The following is an 18,998-nucleotide window of genomic DNA, read 5'->3' on the forward strand; positions in this document are numbered from 1 at the left end:
AGTTTTACAAATAGCGAACTATTAAAAGAATAATTTCTAAACCAGAAATCTACTTCAATCTCTTTCTAATTCCATGAACCAAAAAATCCTAAAAAGTATTCAAAATATCCCTGCTAAATTCATTGGTAACAACACTAGTTTGGCAATAGATACCATTTCTATTGACAGTCGTTCTTTGCAAAACGGATCGCAGACGTTGTTTTTTGCATTGGTCGGAGCAAATAATGATGCACACCGATACATCAAGGATTTAATTGCAACGGGTGTTCAAAATTTTGTAGTTACTCATATTCCTGAAGAATGTGAGGGAAAAGCTAATTTCTTTGTTGTTGAAAACACCCTGATTGCTTTACAGCAATTTGCGGCAAACTATCGCAGTCTTTTTGATTTTCCTATTATCGGACTTACAGGAAGCAACGGTAAAACGATTGTCAAGGAATGGCTCAACTTTTTATTAAGTCCTGATTATAACGTGATTCGAAGTCCAAAGAGTTATAACTCCCAAATTGGTGTTCCGCTTTCTGTGATTGCGATTAATGAAAAACACAATTTAGGTATTTTTGAAGCGGGTATTTCCACTCGTTCTGAAATGGATAAATTACAGGAGATTGTCAAACCAACCATTGGAATCCTTACAAATATTGGAACTGCACACGATGAAGGTTTTGTAAGTACAGAAGAAAAAATAACCGAAAAATTAAAACTCTTTAAGCACGCTGAGGTTTTAATTTATAATAAAAATAAAATTATTGATATTGTTGTCGACCCGAAAACCAAACTGTTTTCATGGAGTTTCAATGATAAAAGTGCATCTGTTTTTGTTTCCAAAAAAAGTGTTTTAGACACGACACTTTTGAATATTGAATTCGGGCAAGAACATTTTGAGATAAAAATTCCGTTTCAAGACGAGGCATCGGTAGAAAACGCTATCACTTGTTTGATGGTTTTATTGTATTTTAAATACGATGAAAAAACTATTCAAAACCGAATGGAATTACTGTATCCAGTTGAGATGCGTTTGAAAGTCAAGAACGGAATCAACAACTGCAGTATTATTGACGACAGTTACAGTTCTGATTTTCAGTCGTTGAAAATTGCATTGGATTTTCTCGAAAGTCAAAAGCAATACAAGAAGAAAACGGTGATTCTTTCGGATATTTTTCAAAGCGGTTTATCTAATGACGAGTTGTATACTAAAGTTTCCCAGTTGATTGTTTCGAATAAAATAGATCGTGTAATCGGTATTGGAGAAACCATTTCGGCATTCGAAAAGAAGTTTGCCAATTGCATAACTTATAGAAATACAGCTGAGTTTATATCAAAATTTGATGATTTGAACTTTGCTAATGAAACCATTTTAATCAAAGGAGCAAGAACGTTTCAATTTGAAGAAATTGTTTCTTTGTTAGAAGAAAAAACACATGAAACTGTTCTGGAAATCAACCTGAATGCGATTAGTTATAACCTGAATTTCTTTAAATCAAAGTTGAAACCAAATGTCAAGATTATGGTGATGGTGAAGGCTTTTGGATATGGAAATGGAGGTTTTGAAATCGCTAAATTACTGGAACATCATAAAGTAGATTATCTGGGAGTGGCTTTCGCCGATGAGGGAATTTCGCTGAAAAGCGCAGGAATTCATTTGCCTATTATGGTTTTAAATCCTGAAACAACCAGTTTTCCGGCGATTATTCAACACCAGTTAGAACCTGAAATTTACAGTTTAAAAGGACTTCATGCATTTCTTAAAATTGCACAACAAAAGAATTTAAACCAATTTCCGATACATATCAAACTCGATACAGGAATGCATCGTTTGGGTTTTGAGGACAAAACGATTGATGATTTGATTGCTACTTTAAAAGGAAATCAAACCGTCAAAGTAAAAAGTATATTGTCACACATGGCAACGAGTGATGATTTGGAATTCAAAGATTTTGCAAATGCGCAAATTGCTTTATTTGAAAAGCTATCATCTAAATTGATGTCTGAATTACAAATAAAACCGTTGCGACATATTTTAAATACGAGCGGAATTAGTAATTATCCGGATTCACAATACGACATGGCGCGTTTGGGTATTGGTCTTTACGGCGTTTCAAATGACGCCGAAGAACAAAAACAGTTGGAAAATGTGGGGACGCTGAAATCAGTGATTTCACAAATCAGAAGTATTAGTGCCGGTGAAAGTGTAGGTTATGGCAGACGATTCATTGCGGTGAAGCCAACAAAAATTGCCACAATTCCTATAGGATATGCCGATGGAATTTCTAGAGGCTGGGGAAATGGATTGGGATTTGTGATGGTAAAAAATACAAAGGCCTATATCGTTGGCAGTATCTGTATGGATATGCTTATGGTTGATGTTACAGAGATAGAATGTTCAGAAGGAGATCAGGTGATTATTTTTGGAGAATGCCCAACAGTATCTTTTATCGCTGAAAAATTAAATACTATTCCCTACGAAATTCTTACCAGTGTTTCTCAGCGGGTAAAACGTGTTTTTTATCGATAAACATTGTTTTTTCTATATAAAGTATTAAAAGTATGTTAAAATTTAATTATTTTCGTTTTTAATATTTAACAATCTAAAAAAAAATTATGGGATTTTTCAGTGATTTCAAGGCTTCTTTAATGAAAGGAGATGTTTTAAGTTTAGCAACTGCAGTTGTAATTGGTGGTGCATTTGGTAAAGTAATCGGTTCTGCCGTTGACGATATTATTATGCCAATAGTTGGTTTGTTAACAGGTGGTGTAGATTTTACTACTAAATTTATTGCGTTAAATGGAGAAAGCTACGCTAATCTAGATGCTGCTAAAGCTGCAGGAGCTGCAGTAATGACTTACGGTAATTTAGTTCAAGCAATTATCAATTTTGTTATTATTGCATTTTTTGTTTTTGTAGTTTTAAGAGCTGCAGAAAAAATGAAAAAGAAAGAAGAAGTTGTTGTTGCTGCACCAGCTGGACCAACACAAGAAGAATTATTGACTCAAATTAGAGATTTATTGAAAAAATAATTTCCACTACATTATATATTCTAACTAAACCGCTTCATAATAGAGGCGGTTTTTCTTTTTGTTTAAAAATAGAAATATCAATATGTTGTATTTATAACAATTTGTTATTTTTTGTTAACACCCTTGTTTTGATTTCAATATTACTTACTTTTGTACTTCAAATGTAATATTCACCCGAGCCTGGAAGGCGAACGGACGAAGTAATAATAAAAATATAAGATGAGAATAGCAGTTGTAGGCGCTACCGGAATGGTTGGCGAAGTAATGTTGAAAGTTTTAGCAGAAAGAAATTTCCCTGTAACAGAATTAATTCCGGTAGCTTCTGAGCGATCAGTTGGGAAAGAAATTGAGTACAAAGGTAAAAAATATAAAGTAGTAGGCATGCAAACGGCAGTAGACATGAAAGCAGATATTGCTTTGTTCTCTGCAGGTGGCGATACTTCACTGGAGTGGGCTCCAAAATTTGCGGCAGCAGGAACAACAGTTATCGATAATTCATCGGCTTGGAGAATGGATCCGACCAAAAAATTAATCGTTCCGGAAATCAATGCATCTGAATTGACTGCAGCGGATAAAATCATTGCAAATCCTAACTGTTCTACGATACAAATGGTATTGGTTTTGGCTCCTTTGCACAAAAAATACAACATCAAACGTGTGATTGTTTCTACCTACCAATCCATCACTGGAACAGGTGTAAAAGCAGTGCAACAATTAGAAAATGAATACGCAGGTGTTCAAGGTGAAATGGCGTATAAGTACCCAATCCACAGAAATGCGATTCCTCAATGTGATTCTTTTGAAGAAAACGGATACACTAAGGAAGAGATGAAACTGGTTCGTGAAACTAAAAAAATCTTAAGTGACAATACGATTGCTGTTACAGCAACTGCGGTTCGTGTGCCAATTGTAGGCGGACACAGTGAAGCGGTAAACGTAGAATTCTCAAATGATTTTGACGTAAATGAAGTCCGAAATATTTTGCATCATACCGATGGCGTAGTGGTTCAGGACAACAATGATACTTACACGTACCCAATGCCAATGTATGCACAAGGAAAAGATGATGTTTTTGTAGGTAGAATTCGTCGTGACGAAAGCCAGGAAAACACATTGAATATGTGGATCGTTGCGGACAACTTGAGAAAAGGAGCAGCGACAAATACAATACAAATAGCAGAATATTTGATTGTAGCCAAATTGGTGTAAATCAATTTTTACTTTAAAATGAAACCATTTGTTTCACAAAAATATATTTTGTGAGACAAATGGTTTTCTTTTTTGCTGTTTTTGTTACCTTTGGCTCGAATGAAAAAGAATAAACTCATAGTAAGTCTTTCTCTGATTGTTACAGTATTGTTCTCAATGCTGTTCCAGTCATTTCATACCTATGAGCATTTGGAAAAACAACTTTCCCAAAAGCAGTGCCACCATAAATACAATGTTACTGGTACGGAGATAACGCACCAACACCACAAATTAGACCATTGTTATGTTTGTGAATTCGCTTTTGGCAGTTATATTACTCCAAAAGATTTCTCCTATCAATTGTACTCCAGTTTTGTAGAAACTCCTTATTTCTTTACTACAGCGGAAACGGTTATTTCGTTTTCCGGCAGTTTGTATTCCCTTCGAGGTCCTCCAGTAAATAGTTTAAGCTGAATTTATTTCAGTTTCTGTTGAATTCATTTCGGCACGTTTCACACGTTTTATTTACTAAATAATTCCAGTCTCGGCTCCCTCTCCTTTGGAGAAAGCTGACAGCAGGAATACTACAATCATTTTCAATGAAAAAATTTATCATAGCCCTATTCTTGGGGTTTTCGGCGATGCTTCAAGCGCAAAACACCCTTTCGGGAACCGTAACTGATTTAAAAAACCAACCCATAAAAGGCGTTTCAGTCTATGCATCAGAACTGCATAAAGGAACCACAACAGATGAAAACGGAAAATATACGTTTTCAAATCTGCCCAATAGAAACTTAAAAATCAGCTTTACGTTCGTAGGATTTGCAACCCAAAATAAAACCATAACCAGTCTTCAAAAAGAAAACACACTTGATGTTATTCTCGAAGAGGCAATTTTTGAAATGGACGAGGTAATCGTCTCTACCGCTTTTAATAAAATTCAATCGCAAAACGTGATGAAAGTGGAGCACGAAAGTATCAAAAATTTGCAGCGAAAAGGAACCGCCACTTTAATTGAAGGGTTGGCAACTATTCCCGGAGTTTCTCAGGTTTCTACCGGAACTTCTATCGGGAAACCGGTAATTCGTGGTTTGAGCGGCAATCGTGTTTTGGTATATTCTCAAGGCGTTCGAATAGAAAATCAACAGTTTGGTGACGAACACGGTTTGGGATTGAACGATTCAGGAATAGAGAGTGTTGAGGTAATCAAAGGACCGGCTTCTTTGTTGTACGGCTCCGATGCTTTGGGTGGTGTTTTGTATTTTAACCCGGAAAAATTTGCCGATGCGAATACTTTTAAAGCAAACTTCAGTCAAAAATATTTCTCGAATACCGCCGGAAGCAATTCTTCTTTGGGTTTGAAAACATCCACCGATAACTGGAAATTCATGGCTCGTGGGAGTTATAACACCCATTCTGATTACAAGATTTCTGGTGGAGACCGAGTGACAAATACCCGTTACAATGAAACCGATTTCAAAACAGGAATTGGCTACAGCAATGCTAAATTCTCAAGTGTATTGCGTTACAATTACAATGAATTGGATTTAGGAATTCCGGAAGATGGCATAGCAGATCAAACTACGAGCAAGAAAACTGGATTTCCAAAACAAGGCGTTTTTAATCATTTATTGAGTTTAAACAATGTTTTCTTTTTCGAAAAATCAAAATTGGATCTTGATTTAGGTTATGTTGCCAATGATAGAAGTGAGTTTGAAGACAGCGATGTGGCCATTTTACACATGAAACTGAAGACTTTTAATTACAATGCAAAATACCATTTACCAAAAATGGGAAAAATAGAAACTATTGTGGGTGTTCAGGGAATGCACCAAACCAATACAAATTCAGGAGAAGAATATTTAATTCCGGATGCTGTTACGAATGATTTTGGTGTTTTTGGAACGGCAAATTATGAGTGGAATTCCAATGTTTTGCAAGCTGGATTGCGTTTCGACAATAGAAATATTACTACGGATGCGCAAGGAATTGCAGGTGAAGAAGGTTCTTTTGAAGCAATCGATAAATCATACGATAGTTTTAATGCGTCGTTGGGTTACAAAACCAATCTGGCCGATGATCTAACGTTGCGTTTGAACGTAGCTTCGGGATTTAGAGCGCCAAATCTTGCCGAATTAACTTCTAATGGAGTGCATGAAGGAACGAATCGCTATGAAGTAGGAAACAGCGATTTAGAAACGGAGCAAAATGTACAAACGGATTTAAATTTAGAATACAAAACGGATCATTTTGAGTTTTTTGTAAACGGTTTTTACAATCACATCAACAATTATATCTACACTTCGCCAACAGGAGAAGTGATTGACGAAAATGCCGTGTTTGATTATGTTCAGGATAACGCCAAATTATACGGAGGCGAAATTGGATTGCATTTTCACCCACATCCATTGGATTGGTTGCATTTTGAAACGAGTTTTGAAACGGTTACCGGCGAAAAGCAATCCCGAAGTGTCGGGAGAGATTACTTGCCGTTAATCCCTGCTAACAATTGGAACAACACCATTAGAACCGAATTCAAAATCAAAAACTGGTTGGAAGATGGTTTTGCAACTTTGAATGTTTCCAGTACGTTCAACCAAAAAAATGTAAGTGGATTTGAGACAGAATCGAGTGGTTATAACTTGGTAAATCTAGGTTTTGGCGGCACAGTAAAACTGGGTAAAACTGCTTTTGATGTGAACATCAACGGGAATAATTTATTTGATAAAAGATACATTGCGCATCTTTCCCGTCTAAAAACGGATGGCATTCCAAACATTGGAAGAAACATCGTTTTTGGTGTGAATTTTAATTTGTAATTTATTTGGATGAGCAAAAAAACAAAAAACGCTATTCGAAAGAGTAGCGTTTTTTTTGGTTTTAAGTACAAAAAGCATTGATTACAATTTCAGTGCTTTTTTCGTATTATTGTATATAGAATCGAATGAATTTTTATAACCCGAAATAATGATGCTACAAAACCAATCTGTAATTCCTGATATTAAAGCCATTATAACAGCTTCGAAAGACAAAGCGATTAGAGCGGTAGATAATGAAAGAACCTTGATGTATTGGCATATTGGGCAACGTATCTTCGTGGAAGAACAAGACGGAAAGGACCGTGCAGACTATGGAGAATATTTAACAAAATACATTTCACAACAGTTAGAACCCGAGTTTGGAAGCGGTTTTTCAAAACGCCAAATAGAATTATTTAGACAATTTTATCGCTCTTTTCCAATTGCGAACGCATTGCGTTCGCAATTGAGTTGGACGCATTACAAACTAATTATTCGTCTTGATAGTCAAGATAAGATTGACTTTTACATAGCCGAAACGGTAAAAAACAATTGGAATACCAGACAATTAGAGCGTCAAATTTATAGCAGTCTTTGGGAACGCCTTTTAATCAGCAATGATAAAGAAAGCGTACTCGCCGTTGCCAAAAATGAAAAACTACCTTCAGATGCTAAAGAGATTATAAAAGACCCGATGTATCTGGAATTTTGGGGCTAAAACGGGAAGCGGCTTACTACGAAAGGGATTTAGAAAGCGCCATAATTACTCATTTGCAAGATTTTTTATTGGAATTAGGAAATGGTTTTTCATTTGTCGCCAGACAAAAAAGAATACACATTGATGGCGATGAATTTTTTACAGACTTAGTTTTTTATAATAGAATATTACAATGCTTCGTCATTATCGAAATCAAAACAGATAAACTTACGCATCAGGATATAGGTCAACTACAGATGTATGTCAATTATTATGATCGAGTTGAAAAACTGCCTCGTGAAAATCCTACTATTGGTATTTTGCTTTGTGCTAATAAGAATGACGGTGTCGTGAAATTTACGTTGCCGGAAAACGAGAAAAATATTGTAGCCAGTCAATATGAATTATATCTGCCCACGGAACAACAGTTATTGGAAGCTGTGAATGTTGAATTGCAGAATTTTGAGCAAGGAAAAGAAAGTGAATAACGCACCGTTTAGACACAGATAATGACCTGAATATATAGAATTATCTCGCTGTAATATCAGTGTAAATCCGTTCAATCCGTGTCATCTGTGGCCTAATTTGAATTACGTCCGCAGTGCGGACGCAATTGCACTGGTTCTGAAATACGCTAAACTTTTAATCTAAATAATAATTCGTAAAAAATTTGAGCAATTCATGACGGAAAAAATAGTTGCAAACTCATTTAAACCAAATCCTATTCGGAAGACTAGCTTTTTTGGTTTTATTTAAGACTTGGTCAACTTTAGAACACTAACTATTTCCTTATTTTTGTAACAACCTAAAAAATTAACTAATGAAAAAAACTTTTTTAATAATGGCTGTATCTTCTGCAATGGCGACTTTTGGCCAAAACCAAAAACCGGTAACTTATCCCACAACCACCAAAGGGGAAACTGTTGATGTGTATTTCGATACTAAACTTCCGGATCCGTACCGCTGGCTTGAAGACGACAAATCTGCTGAAACAGGAGCTTGGGTAAAAGCACAAAACGAAGTGACTTATGGATATTTGGCTCAAATTCCGTTTCGTGATGCGTTAAAAGCAAGAATGGAAAAACTGTGGAATTACGAGAAAATAGGAGCGCCTTTCAAAGAAGGGAATTTTACGTATTACTACAAAAATAACGGTTTGCAAAACCAATCGGTGTTGTACAGAAAAGACGCCAAAGGAACCGAAACCGTTTTCTTAGACCCAAACACTTTTTCTAAAGACGGAACCACTTCGCTTGGTGGATTGGATTTCTCCAAAGACGGTTCTAAAGTAGCGTATGCCATTTCAGAAGGTGGAAGCGACTGGAGAAAAGTCATCATTATGGATGCCATTACCCAAAAAATTATTGAAGACACTATTGTTGATGTGAAATTCAGCGGAGTTTCTTGGAAAGCAAACGAAGGTTTCTACTATTCCAGTTATGACAAACCAAAAGGAAGCGAATTATCGGCAAAAACCGACCAACATAAACTGTATTTCCACAAATTAGGAACCGCACAAAAAGACGATAAAGTGATTTTTGGTGCCGACCAAAAACGCCGTTATGTAGGCGGTGGTGTGACTGAGGATGACCGTTATTTGGTTATCACAGCTTCTAATTCTACCTACGGAAACGAGTTGTACATCAAAGATTTGACAAAACCCAACAGTCCTATTGTGACTATTGTGGATAATTTCAAAAGCGACAACAACATCATCGAAAACGAAGGCGGAAAATTATTCATAGAAACCGACTTGAATGCGCCCAACAAACGCATCGTAACTGTGGATGTGAACAACCCAAAACCGGAAAACTGGAAAGATTTCATTCCAGAAACGGAGAATGTGTTGTCTCCATCAACAGGTGGCGGTTATTTCTTTGCTAATTATATGAAAGATGCTGTTTCGGTGGTGAAACAATATGATTATTCTGGGAAACTGGTTCGTGAAATTAAATTACCTGGCGTAGGAACTGCCGGTGGTTTTGGCGGAAAGAAAAAAGAGAAAACATTGTATTATTCCTTCACAAATTACATTACTCCGGGTTCTACTTTTTCATTCGAACCACAAGCCGGAACTTCGGCGGTGTATCAAAAACCAAAAGTAGATTTTGACAGCGAGAAATACGAGTCCAAACAAGTGTTTTATACTTCTAAAGACGGAACCAAAATCCCGATGATTATCACCCACAAAAAAGGATTGAAACTCGACGGGACAAATCCAACGATGCTTTATGGTTACGGAGGATTCAACGTGAGTTTGACACCAAGTTTCAGCATTGCCAATGCCGTTTGGATGGAAAACGGAGGCGTTTATGCTGTTCCTAATTTACGTGGTGGTGGCGAATACGGGAAAAAATGGCACGATGCGGGAACCAAAATGCAAAAACAAAACGTGTTTGATGATTTCATCGCTGCGGCAGAATACCTGATTGCTGAGAAATATACCTCTTCACAATACCTAGCCATTCGAGGTGGGTCAAACGGAGGATTGCTTGTAGGCGCTACCATGACGCAACGTCCGGAGTTGATGAAAGTCGCTTTACCGGCTGTGGGTGTGATGGACATGTTGCGCTACCATACCTTTACCGCAGGAGCAGGTTGGGCGTATGATTACGGAACGGCGCAGGACAGCAAGGAAATGTTCAGCTACATCAAAGGGTATTCTCCTGTACACAACATACAAAAAGGGATTCAATATCCGGCAACCATGGTCACTACAGGCGATCACGATGATAGAGTAGTGCCGGCGCACAGTTTCAAGTTTGCTGCCGAATTACAGGAAAAACAAACCGGAACAAACCCAACCCTAATCCGTATTGACATCAATGCAGGACACGGCGCCGGAAAATCCGTGGCGGCAACCATTCAGGAAAATGTCGATATTCAAGCCTTTACCTTATTCAATATGGGCGTAACCGAATTGCAAAAATCACCTAAATAAGATTTATTTTTAGGAGCTTATTCCTGCTATCCGTTACAATCTTTATATCCGCCGAAAAGTCGGAAATAAAGGATTTTCACTGCTATCAGGGCTAGGGCATTCGATTCCTCACACGATTTTCATTACGAGAAACGTGATAATCACAGCATAAATTGATAAGAAATTCAAAAAAACGCTATTCGAAAGAGTAGCGTTTTTTTTGTAGAATAGAGCTCTCGCTAAATTTCTTCGATCCCTAATGATTTAAAAAAATCAAAAGTACCATCATACATGAAAGTTGGTCTTGTAATATCTTCATTATTACCGAATGGAATATAGATTACCATTCCTTGTCTTGCTCTTGTAAGTAAAACTCTGTAGGAATTAATTAAATAGTTAGTAATGTCATTACTATTTATATTTTGCCACTTTGTGCCTTTGAATTTTCTATAGTTCCAGTGATTATTATCGTAGAATAAATCACCATCCCAAGCGATACAAGTCCAATCTAATTCTAAGCCTTGAATGTCAAATTCTGTTGCAACTTCTTCTAAAAAGTAAGAAGAACGAATATCATCTTTATCATTCAAAAACCAAATTGGGGCATCAATTTTAGCTTTCACATTTAATCCAAAAGGTCTCAAGCGAATTCCGCCTGATGATGCTACAACACCATTTCTTTCCGAACCTTTCGCAGATTTTCTTAACCAGTTTCTGGCTTTGTCTAAATCTCTTGTTATTTTAATTGGATAATCTTTTTTGATAAAATCAAGATAAATACTTTTAGATTTTTCAATATCATTATTAATTATCTCTTGAATAAAATTTGATAATTGCTCACTTCTAAAGGATCTATATGAAACTGATAAATGCAATTCATCTTTTTTTATGGCCTTTCTTTCTTCCAAAAGCTTTAAAACATTTTTATTTTTTATATAATTTTGGTCTTCAACAATTTTTGAAGAATAATAAATATTCCAATCATTGAACTTATCTGAAAAAGGTCTAATCCATTCTTCTAATCCAGCTTCACCGGTATTAATTTCTTGTCCGCCTCCAATTAAGCAAACTACAGTACACCAATCTTGATGTCTGTCCATTACTTCAATAAGAAATTCGGGCTCTGATTTATTAAAATCATGATTTCCTTTATTTTTTTTCATAAAACTTGATGCTTTTTCTTTCGTCCAAGCTCTTTGTGCTTCGTCAAAAATTGTAACTCTTTCTATTGGTGGTTTTTCATCTTTAATTGAAGCGTCTCTAAAATGATGAATATTTTGGATAAATGATTTTACTTGCGATTTTGCTATATCTTTTGTTAAGCTTTCGCCGTTTTCTTTTGCTGTAATTACTTTGTCTCTGGCTAATGCTTCTCTTAGTACATCAACTAAAGGTCCATTTCCGGATAGAAATACAGCATGCTCATCTTCTTTGTAGTTGGAACGAAGATTTGCGATATTTAATCCTGCTAAAGTTTTTCCAGCGCCAGGAACTCCAGTAATAAAACATATTGATTTTCTATTGTTGTCTTTTGAAAAGTCAATGATGTGAGAAATACAATCTGATGTTTTAGATAGATTCTCTTTTCCTGAATCACTTCTTGAAATTTCATTGACATTATGTTTTTTATATAATGCCGTTGCTGCTTCAATTATAGTCGGAGTGGGTTTGTAAATAGAATTTTCCCAATATTCAATGTCAATTGTTTCTGTTTCTTCAAAATGTAATAATGCAGCATTAATTACCTCTGACAAATTACTAGAATTCGCATAAATTGTTTCATGTAAATTATCAAAACTAGGACAGTAAATATTTTCTAAAGAAGGTGCTTTATCCGCGACCAAAATTGGAATTATTATTTTGTTATGACTTCCTTCGTGAAAATTATTCAAATCTAAACCATAATCAAAAGCTTGATTGGTTGCATATTTGTCATAGGCATTTGACCCAATTTTAAACTCTAAAACAAAAATGCAGTTGTCAATGATTAATATATTATCAACTCGCTTTCCCATTCTAGGAATAGTAAACTCAAAATATATTTTTCCAGTAAAAACGGAGATGGTTTCTTTTAGAATTTCTATTTGACTTTTCCATGCATTAGATTGTAGAATATTCAATTTATTCAAATCATATTGTCCAGAAATCTTACCATAAATAGTTTGGGAATTTTCATCAATAAATTCATTAATGAAATTGGAATAGTAGGCTCTATTCATCAAACAAGTCTTTAATTTTTACATCAAGAGCTTTTGCTAATTTTTCAACGACTTCAATTGAAACATTTCTTTCTCCTTTTTCAATAGTTGGTAAGTAGGTTCTGTCAATTTCAGCAAGATTTGCAAGCTTTTCTTGTGAAAGACCTTTTGCTTTTCTTAGCTCTTTTATTTTTAAACCGAGTTTTTGCTTAATATTCATGTTAACAAATATTACAAAATGTGGTCTATATTGCAACGGAGTACAGTCCGGTTTTTATACCTTTGAAATAAATCAATTATTATGGAAGCCCCAGAAAGACATGACTTTTATTATTGGACATTTATTGAAAATTATTACCCTAATTATTATTCCTGTGATGATATTTTGTTGAGTAATATTCTTCTTGGAAAACTAGAGGGTCAAGAAATTTGTAACGAGGATGAGGTAATTGTTCAAGATTGGGATATTAAAAAACAATTGTTAGAACTAGATAAAGATATATTTTCAAAAGCACTAAAAAATTATTTTGAAATTAAGTATCTTTAAAATCCAATTCTTTTTAAACAATGACACGACTTGAAAAAATCGAATATTTAGAGCAACTTCTCAATCAAACAGAAGAGAATTATGCTGACACTTTCAAAGCAGACATTACAATGTTCTTTGATGATAATTTTTCTGAAGAAAATTCCCAACTACAGTTTTTGGACAATCTAAATTCAAAACAAGCAATTGAAAATTGGGTTGATAAATTAACTTCTCGATTTGTAATGAAATTTGATTCAGAGTTTGAAACCGAGAACGACTTCATATATAATTATTTAGAAAATGGCTAATCCATTCCCTTCCTTAAATTCGATTTTTCTGCTATTTATTTTCCCAATGTTTTATTAATTGGTTCGGTTTTTTATACTGCAATCGGTAAATTTGAGAATAGAACATTAAATAAATAAAAACATGACAGTACAAATCAACACAGACAACAATGTAGAAGGACACGCACGTTTGAAAGCGTATATAGCGGAGGAATTAGGAACAGCTTTGGCGCGTTTTGAAGATAAAGTAACCCGTTTAGAAGTGCATCTTGCAGACGAAAACAGTGATAAATTCGGAATCAATGACAAACGATGTCTTATCGAAGCCCGACCAGTAAATATGCAACCTGTAGCGGTTACAAATCATGCCGATACTACAGAGAAAGCCTTTCACGGTGCCTTAGACAAAATAAAAAAAGTGTTGGACACGGCTTTCGAAAAACAGAAAGCGTATTAAATAGTTGCCTTTTGGCAAACAAAAAAATGACACTGTCTTTATAGGATAGTGTCATTTTTTTTTGGGTTGAGATGCTAACTTTTGTAGTTGTATCTCTTTCAAACTTCAATAGGGATGGCCGCTTAGCAGGACAGGAATTTTTGTTATGTTTATTTAAACCATTAAGAAATTAAGACAATTAAGTTTTATACTTAATGAACCTTAATTTCTTAATGGTTCAAGAGAATATCCCTTTGTTTTTATAACCAGCAAAGTTTCCGATTGGTTATTAGTAACAAATAGTCAAAAAAATCAGTTCAAATCCATGTAATTCATCTCCGATTTTGTTCTTAACAATACGAACGATTTGAATTTTGGAAGGGTTACTTATCAAACAATAAGGTTGCTAATGCTTCGTCTCTTTTATAGACATCTTCATAGAAATGTACCACGCCGTCTGCATCTACCCAAGCGGTAAAATAACCAATGTATACCGGAATTTTGTTTTTGAGCGTGTACCAATATTCCTCTCCGCTGTTCATCGCGGTTTCTATCTTTTCAGGATTCCATTTTTTATCGTCTTTCATAATCATGGCAGCAAGTTCTTTTGGCTTGGCTACACGAATGCAACCGTGGCTAAAAGCACGATCTTCCTTGCCAAATAAACTTTTGGAAGGTGTATCATGTAAATAAATCGCATTCGAATTTGGGAATAAAAACTTCACTAATCCCAATGAGTTTTCAGGTCCGGGTCTTTGTCTTACATTGCTGTCTTTCCATTCCATGTCGTGTTCGGCCAAGTAATTTGGATTCTTTTCAATAGCAGGGAGAATCTCTTTCTTTAAAATACTGGTTGGCACATTCCAATACGGTCTGAATACGATATACTTCATTGGCGCACTAAAAATAACGGTTTTGTGCATCGCTTTTCCCACAACAACTTTAGAGCGTAATTCTGGTTTTCCATCTCTGAAAAAAGTCAGTTCATAAGCTGGAATATTCACCACGATTAATTCCTTGGATTTGGTGATGTCATTCGAAATCCATCGGCAACGTTCCATATTGACCATTACAGTTTTGATACGATCCGCTACAGAAACATTCATATAATTGATGTGTTCCGGCAGAATCGTTTTGTTCAGCAAATTGCCACTTCTCTTTTTGAATTTCAAAATTCCGTTAGCTAATTCTTCATCATACACGGCACTTTTTGAATCTCGGGAAATGTCATTGGTGATAAACAAACGCGTTCTGATTTGCGCAATGGCAGTGGCACTGTCGCCAGGTTTATACGATTTTACATTTGGATCTAGCGCAATCGTTTTCCAGCCGCCTTTCTTTTCTATTTTGCGGTATTCCTGCAATACATCTCTAAGCAGGTAATACTGTTTCAAAACGCCTTTTTCTTCTTTGTGAATTAACGAAGGGTCGATCAACAACGAATCTAAATAATTGACATACGATTGTCTTTTTCGAGGTAAAAACCAACCTAACTCTTTCGATTTTTCAGCATCGATGCCATCGTACACTTTATCCGCATAAAAGAAGTATAGCGCAGAACTCAATAATTCAGTGTCAATAGTTGCTTTTTGATTGTCGTCCGGATTATCATAGATATCGTCTAGTTTTTCTTTGTATGGAATCACGGTTTCTATACCTTCCTTGCTCAAATTATTCACTTTATTGTATAGCAAACCTGCAAACTCATTGAGTCCGTCTTTGTCAAACCAGATGTAATGAAATTGATGCTTGCGATATAATTTTTCTACATCTCCTTGGTAGCTTTTCAGTTTTGGATATTTCCCAAAGAAAGTTTTGATTTGGGTACTGTCAAAAGCAATTTCAACGGTGTTTAAACTCGTTTCCTTTTTAGGTTCATTTACATCTTTCTTTTTACAGGAAATGATGGTGGATAGTATTGCAAAAGCAACAATTAGTATGGGGGAAAATAACTTTTTCATAGGGTAACTTTTAATTCGTAAAGAATTCATTTAAGGCATTACAAAAATACGTCAAATCACGTATGCTACTACCAGTGCTGAACGGTCTGTGTTTTTCAAGGTTGAAATCGCATCCTTAATTTAACGGCATAAGTGAAGGTAAAATATTTCGTAAGTATCTATAAATAAATTAGTTATGATTTTATTTTTGTTTTCTAAATGAAATGTTTTTGTCCAATAAACTTTTAAAAATCCAAAAATTATGAAAAAAATAGTACTACTTGATGTAACTATTTTGCTGTTTTTGTCTTGTATTTCAGTAGAGTAGGGTATTACTTTTGAGGAAAGTCATTGTTTTTTGAGGATATTACAGCTTGTAAGTATTTCAGATGATTTCCAGATTTTTCATTATAAATGGTGCTCCGCTCGAACTGACACACGAGAACTAGAATTGTAATTTGTAGTTTCAAATCAGCAGGAGAACCAGTTTTTATGCTACCTTGTATCTTAAACAGTAAAGGAATACGCATGAATCAATTTTGGCAGGGCGCAAAAACATATTTTAAAACAGCGGGTTTCAGGAAAATAATCAAAAGAGTTGGTTTTTTCTTTCTGGGAGTAGTTGCACTTTTTCTAATATCTTCTGCGTTTTTAGCACTTTATTTTAACAATAATAAAGCGGAAATTATAACCCAGATTAATGCTAAAATCAACGAAAATATTACGGGTACAATCGATATTGGCGATATCAGATATAAGTTTTTAAAGGGTTTTCCCAATATGACTTTGGTGTTAAGCCAAGTAGAATTGAAAGACAGTTTGTGGGCCGTTCACAAGCGTACGTTACTCAAAGCGGAACAAATTGAGATTCGCATCGATCTTTTGGACTTGCTTTCAAATGAGATTAACATCGACAAAATCGAAATTCAGAAAGCTACTTTGTATTTGTTTAAAGGAAAGAACGGAATCGTAAATACCGCTATTTTTAGGCCTCAGCCAAAAGGTGCGAAACCAAAAAGCTCGACCACTTCCTCCGTCAATGAAATTGTTTTAGACCAAGTGCATTTTATCTCCGAAAATCAACTGGGAAATAAGTTATTTGATTTTGATGTTCTCGCCTTAAGAAGTAAAATAGATTTCAATGATGACAATTGGCATACGAAACTGTATCTGAAAACGTTTGCCAAAAACATGGCTTTCAATACCCAAAGAGGGAGTTTTATTAAGGATAAAATCGTGGAAGGAGTTTTGATAGTTGACTTTTCGAACCAGAAAAACCAGATTAGTGTGGCAACCGAGAATCTCGAAATAGGGAAAGAACGGTTTGACATTAACGCGCATTTTAGTTTGGACAAAAACAAGTCGCCTTTTGATATTGCCATTGCCACAACTATTTTATGGAAGGATGCTTCGGCATTATTGAGTGCGAATATCAGCGACCGAATCAATCAATTTGACTTGAAAAAGCCAATACGTGTGGGCTGTACGATTATTGGCGATATGAATGCCACGGGCGATCCGGAAATTGTGGTGACTACAAAAATAAAAAATAATGAACTGAAGATACCGGACGGAATCATTTCCGACTGTAGTTTTGAAGCCAGTTTTACCAATCAATATGAAAAAGGCGCTGGCTGTAATGATGTTAATTCTACCATTACTTTAACGAATCTTTCGGGGAAATATAAAACGATTCCTTTTACAATTCCAATCGGAATTATTTCCAATTTTGAGAAAACAACGGCGGCAGGAAGTTTTAAATCAGATTTTAATGTGTCCCGATTGAACGAGATAGTTACTAAAGATTTTATCCATTTTTCTGATGGTCAAGCCAAAGTGAATCTGGAATTTAAATTTGATATTTTGGATTTAAAAATACAAAAACCGTTGTTCACGGGAAATGTAGCCGTTAAAAATGCAACGGTAAATTATGGTCCGCGGAATTTGACTTTCGTAAAAACAGACATTCAGCTTGACTTTACGGAGGAAGCGCTTTTGATAAAAAAAATTAATTTTAAAGACCGTCGCAACGCGGTTTTTATGGAGGGAAAAATTGATAATTTCCTGACTTTGTATTACGAAAACCCAGAAAAAATGATTGTGAATTGGGATATTTACGCTCCTTTTCTGGATGTCAAACAGTTTGTGGGTGTCATTACTCGTTCAGGGCAGAAATCCCCAAAAAAGCAGTATAAAAAAGATGATTTTTCAGAGGAACTGTATTCCGTAATTGATAAATGCCAAGTGGTTTTGCATTTAAAAGCAGATAAAATGGTGTATAGTAAATTAGAGGCGACTAATGCTAAAGCCACGGTTTTATTGGTCAATAACCAATTAATCGTAAAAAATGGTTGGGTACAGAGTTCTGGCGGGACGATTTATTTTGACGGAAAATTAGCTCCAAATGGCGAGAACTTCCTTCTGGAATCCAATGCAAAAATCAATCGGGTGGATATTGCCCGTTTTCTAACTTCGTTGAACAATTTTGGGATTCAGTCTTTTAAACCTAAAAATATAAAAGGGTTTCTGACTGCTTCGGCATCGGTTAATGGAACACTGCTTTCCGGAGGACAATTAAAAACAAATTCACTTTCCGGGGCTGCTAAATTTGATGTGAATCAAGGGGCGTTGGTCGATTTTGAACCTATTAAAAATATTGGTAAGTTCGCTTTTCTTTTTAGAGATGTCGACAATATCTTGTTCAGGGATTTGTCCGGAAACTTTAAAATAAATGGCGATTTAGTGTATGTGAATGATTTGAAAGTGAGTTCTAACGTTTTAAATTTAGATGTAAATGGCATATATTCGTTTAACAGAGGAACAAATTTGGCTATGACAATTCCGCTGAGAAATCCAAAAAAGGATGAGTTCATCACCGATAAAATAGAAAGAGCTGAAAAGCGCAATAAAGGAATTGTATTGCATTTACTGGCTGTTGACGTAGATGGGAAAATAAAAATCAGATGGAATAAAAACCACGAATAAAT

General features: G+C 35.4%; 15 protein-coding genes. 12 read left to right on the forward strand and 3 right to left on the reverse strand.

The features are described from left to right. Positions 1-73 precede the first annotated feature (73 nt). The 8 genes from ACNQF8_RS05385 to ACNQF8_RS05420 all read left to right on the forward strand — a co-directional run bounded on the left by ACNQF8_RS05385 (position 74) and on the right by ACNQF8_RS05420 (position 10,642). Positions 74-2,515, forward strand: coding sequence for a bifunctional UDP-N-acetylmuramoyl-tripeptide:D-alanyl-D-alanine ligase/alanine racemase (locus ACNQF8_RS05385; protein WP_417953010.1), 2,442 nt, complete (start codon positions 74-76; stop codon positions 2,513-2,515). Between the two features lie 86 nt (positions 2,516-2,601). Next, positions 2,602-3,018: a large conductance mechanosensitive channel protein MscL gene (gene mscL / locus ACNQF8_RS05390; RefSeq protein WP_417951102.1), complete on the forward strand. Its 417-nt coding sequence runs from the start codon at positions 2,602-2,604 to the stop codon at positions 3,016-3,018. Between the two features lie 219 nt (positions 3,019-3,237). Continuing rightward, positions 3,238-4,227: an aspartate-semialdehyde dehydrogenase gene (locus tag ACNQF8_RS05395; protein WP_417953011.1), complete on the forward strand. Its 990-nt coding sequence runs from the start codon at positions 3,238-3,240 to the stop codon at positions 4,225-4,227. Between the two features lie 99 nt (positions 4,228-4,326). After that, complete coding sequence (locus ACNQF8_RS05400; protein WP_417951104.1) at positions 4,327-4,680, forward strand: hypothetical protein; 354 nt, start codon at positions 4,327-4,329, stop codon at positions 4,678-4,680. A 125-nt stretch (positions 4,681-4,805) separates the two neighbouring features. After that, complete coding sequence (locus ACNQF8_RS05405; protein ID WP_417953012.1) at positions 4,806-7,025, forward strand: TonB-dependent receptor; 2,220 nt, start codon at positions 4,806-4,808, stop codon at positions 7,023-7,025. A 148-nt stretch (positions 7,026-7,173) separates the two neighbouring features. Beyond that, positions 7,174-7,722, forward strand: a complete 549-nt coding sequence (locus ACNQF8_RS05410) for a DUF1016 N-terminal domain-containing protein (RefSeq protein WP_417953013.1) — start codon at positions 7,174-7,176, stop codon at positions 7,720-7,722. Then, positions 7,713-8,189 carry a PDDEXK nuclease domain-containing protein gene (locus tag ACNQF8_RS05415; protein WP_417953014.1) on the forward strand — a complete coding sequence of 159 codons (477 nt, stop codon included), beginning with the start codon at positions 7,713-7,715 and terminating at the stop codon, positions 8,187-8,189. The genes ACNQF8_RS05410 and ACNQF8_RS05415 overlap by 10 nt, the downstream gene beginning before the upstream one ends. Positions 8,190-8,542: 353 nt before the next feature. Further along, positions 8,543-10,642, forward strand: a complete 2,100-nt coding sequence (locus ACNQF8_RS05420) for a prolyl oligopeptidase family serine peptidase (RefSeq protein WP_417953097.1) — start codon at positions 8,543-8,545, stop codon at positions 10,640-10,642. Between the two features lie 218 nt (positions 10,643-10,860). On the opposite strand, the gene ACNQF8_RS05425 is transcribed toward ACNQF8_RS05420, so the two are convergent. Then, positions 10,861-12,840 carry a DUF2075 domain-containing protein gene (locus ACNQF8_RS05425; protein WP_417953015.1) on the reverse strand — a complete coding sequence of 660 codons (1,980 nt, stop codon included), beginning with the start codon at positions 12,838-12,840 and terminating at the stop codon, positions 10,861-10,863. Beyond that, the gene (locus ACNQF8_RS05430) at positions 12,833-13,039 is read right to left on the reverse strand and encodes a helix-turn-helix domain-containing protein (protein ID WP_282717628.1); all 207 of its coding nucleotides are present in this window, start codon (positions 13,037-13,039) and stop codon (positions 12,833-12,835) included. The genes ACNQF8_RS05425 and ACNQF8_RS05430 overlap by 8 nt, the downstream gene beginning before the upstream one ends. 81 nt (positions 13,040-13,120) lie before the next feature. Between ACNQF8_RS05430 and ACNQF8_RS05435 the strand changes: the two genes are divergently transcribed. The 3 genes from ACNQF8_RS05435 to ACNQF8_RS05445 all read left to right on the forward strand — a co-directional run bounded on the left by ACNQF8_RS05435 (position 13,121) and on the right by ACNQF8_RS05445 (position 14,092). Further along, positions 13,121-13,366: a hypothetical protein gene (locus ACNQF8_RS05435; protein ID WP_417953016.1), complete on the forward strand. Its 246-nt coding sequence runs from the start codon at positions 13,121-13,123 to the stop codon at positions 13,364-13,366. A gap of 20 nt (positions 13,367-13,386) precedes the next feature. Further along, positions 13,387-13,656 carry a hypothetical protein gene (locus ACNQF8_RS05440; protein ID WP_417953017.1) on the forward strand — a complete coding sequence of 90 codons (270 nt, stop codon included), beginning with the start codon at positions 13,387-13,389 and terminating at the stop codon, positions 13,654-13,656. Positions 13,657-13,777: 121 nt separating this feature from the next. Continuing rightward, positions 13,778-14,092: an HPF/RaiA family ribosome-associated protein gene (locus ACNQF8_RS05445; RefSeq protein ID WP_099713737.1), complete on the forward strand. Its 315-nt coding sequence runs from the start codon at positions 13,778-13,780 to the stop codon at positions 14,090-14,092. Positions 14,093-14,454: 362 nt separating this feature from the next. On the opposite strand, the gene ACNQF8_RS05450 is transcribed toward ACNQF8_RS05445, so the two are convergent. Further along, positions 14,455-16,032 (reverse strand): L,D-transpeptidase family protein, encoded by a 1,578-nt coding sequence (locus tag ACNQF8_RS05450; protein ID WP_417953018.1) that lies wholly within the window; start codon positions 16,030-16,032, stop codon positions 14,455-14,457. 507 nt (positions 16,033-16,539) lie between these two features. Between ACNQF8_RS05450 and ACNQF8_RS05455 the strand changes: the two genes are divergently transcribed. Continuing rightward, positions 16,540-18,996: an AsmA family protein gene (locus ACNQF8_RS05455; protein ID WP_417953019.1), complete on the forward strand. Its 2,457-nt coding sequence runs from the start codon at positions 16,540-16,542 to the stop codon at positions 18,994-18,996. Positions 18,997-18,998 lie beyond the last annotated feature (2 nt).

The sequence above is a fragment of the Flavobacterium labens genome, assembly GCF_048286755.1.
Classification (GTDB): Bacteria; Bacteroidota; Bacteroidia; order Flavobacteriales; family Flavobacteriaceae; genus Flavobacterium.

Excerpts from the sequence above, each read along its gene's own strand:
- ACNQF8_RS05385 (WP_417953010.1), top strand. The coding sequence starts at position 74 with ATGAACCAAAAAATCCTAAAAAGTATTCAAAATATCCCTGCTAAATTC.
- mscL (WP_417951102.1), top strand. The coding sequence starts at position 2,602 with ATGGGATTTTTCAGTGATTTCAAGGCTTCTTTAATGAAAGGAGATGTT.
- ACNQF8_RS05395 (WP_417953011.1), top strand. The coding sequence starts at position 3,238 with ATGAGAATAGCAGTTGTAGGCGCTACCGGAATGGTTGGCGAAGTAATG.
- ACNQF8_RS05400 (WP_417951104.1), top strand. The coding sequence starts at position 4,327 with ATGAAAAAGAATAAACTCATAGTAAGTCTTTCTCTGATTGTTACAGTA.
- ACNQF8_RS05405 (WP_417953012.1), top strand. The coding sequence starts at position 4,806 with ATGAAAAAATTTATCATAGCCCTATTCTTGGGGTTTTCGGCGATGCTT.
- ACNQF8_RS05410 (WP_417953013.1), top strand. The coding sequence starts at position 7,174 with ATGATGCTACAAAACCAATCTGTAATTCCTGATATTAAAGCCATTATA.
- ACNQF8_RS05420 (WP_417953097.1), top strand. The coding sequence starts at position 8,543 with ATGGCTGTATCTTCTGCAATGGCGACTTTTGGCCAAAACCAAAAACCG.
- ACNQF8_RS05425 (WP_417953015.1), bottom strand. The coding sequence starts at position 12,840 with ATGAATAGAGCCTACTATTCCAATTTCATTAATGAATTTATTGATGAA.
- ACNQF8_RS05430 (WP_282717628.1), bottom strand. The coding sequence starts at position 13,039 with ATGAATATTAAGCAAAAACTCGGTTTAAAAATAAAAGAGCTAAGAAAA.
- ACNQF8_RS05435 (WP_417953016.1), top strand. The coding sequence starts at position 13,121 with ATGGAAGCCCCAGAAAGACATGACTTTTATTATTGGACATTTATTGAA.
- ACNQF8_RS05440 (WP_417953017.1), top strand. The coding sequence starts at position 13,387 with ATGACACGACTTGAAAAAATCGAATATTTAGAGCAACTTCTCAATCAA.
- ACNQF8_RS05445 (WP_099713737.1), top strand. The coding sequence starts at position 13,778 with ATGACAGTACAAATCAACACAGACAACAATGTAGAAGGACACGCACGT.
- ACNQF8_RS05450 (WP_417953018.1), bottom strand. The coding sequence starts at position 16,032 with ATGAAAAAGTTATTTTCCCCCATACTAATTGTTGCTTTTGCAATACTA.
- ACNQF8_RS05455 (WP_417953019.1), top strand. The coding sequence starts at position 16,540 with ATGAATCAATTTTGGCAGGGCGCAAAAACATATTTTAAAACAGCGGGT.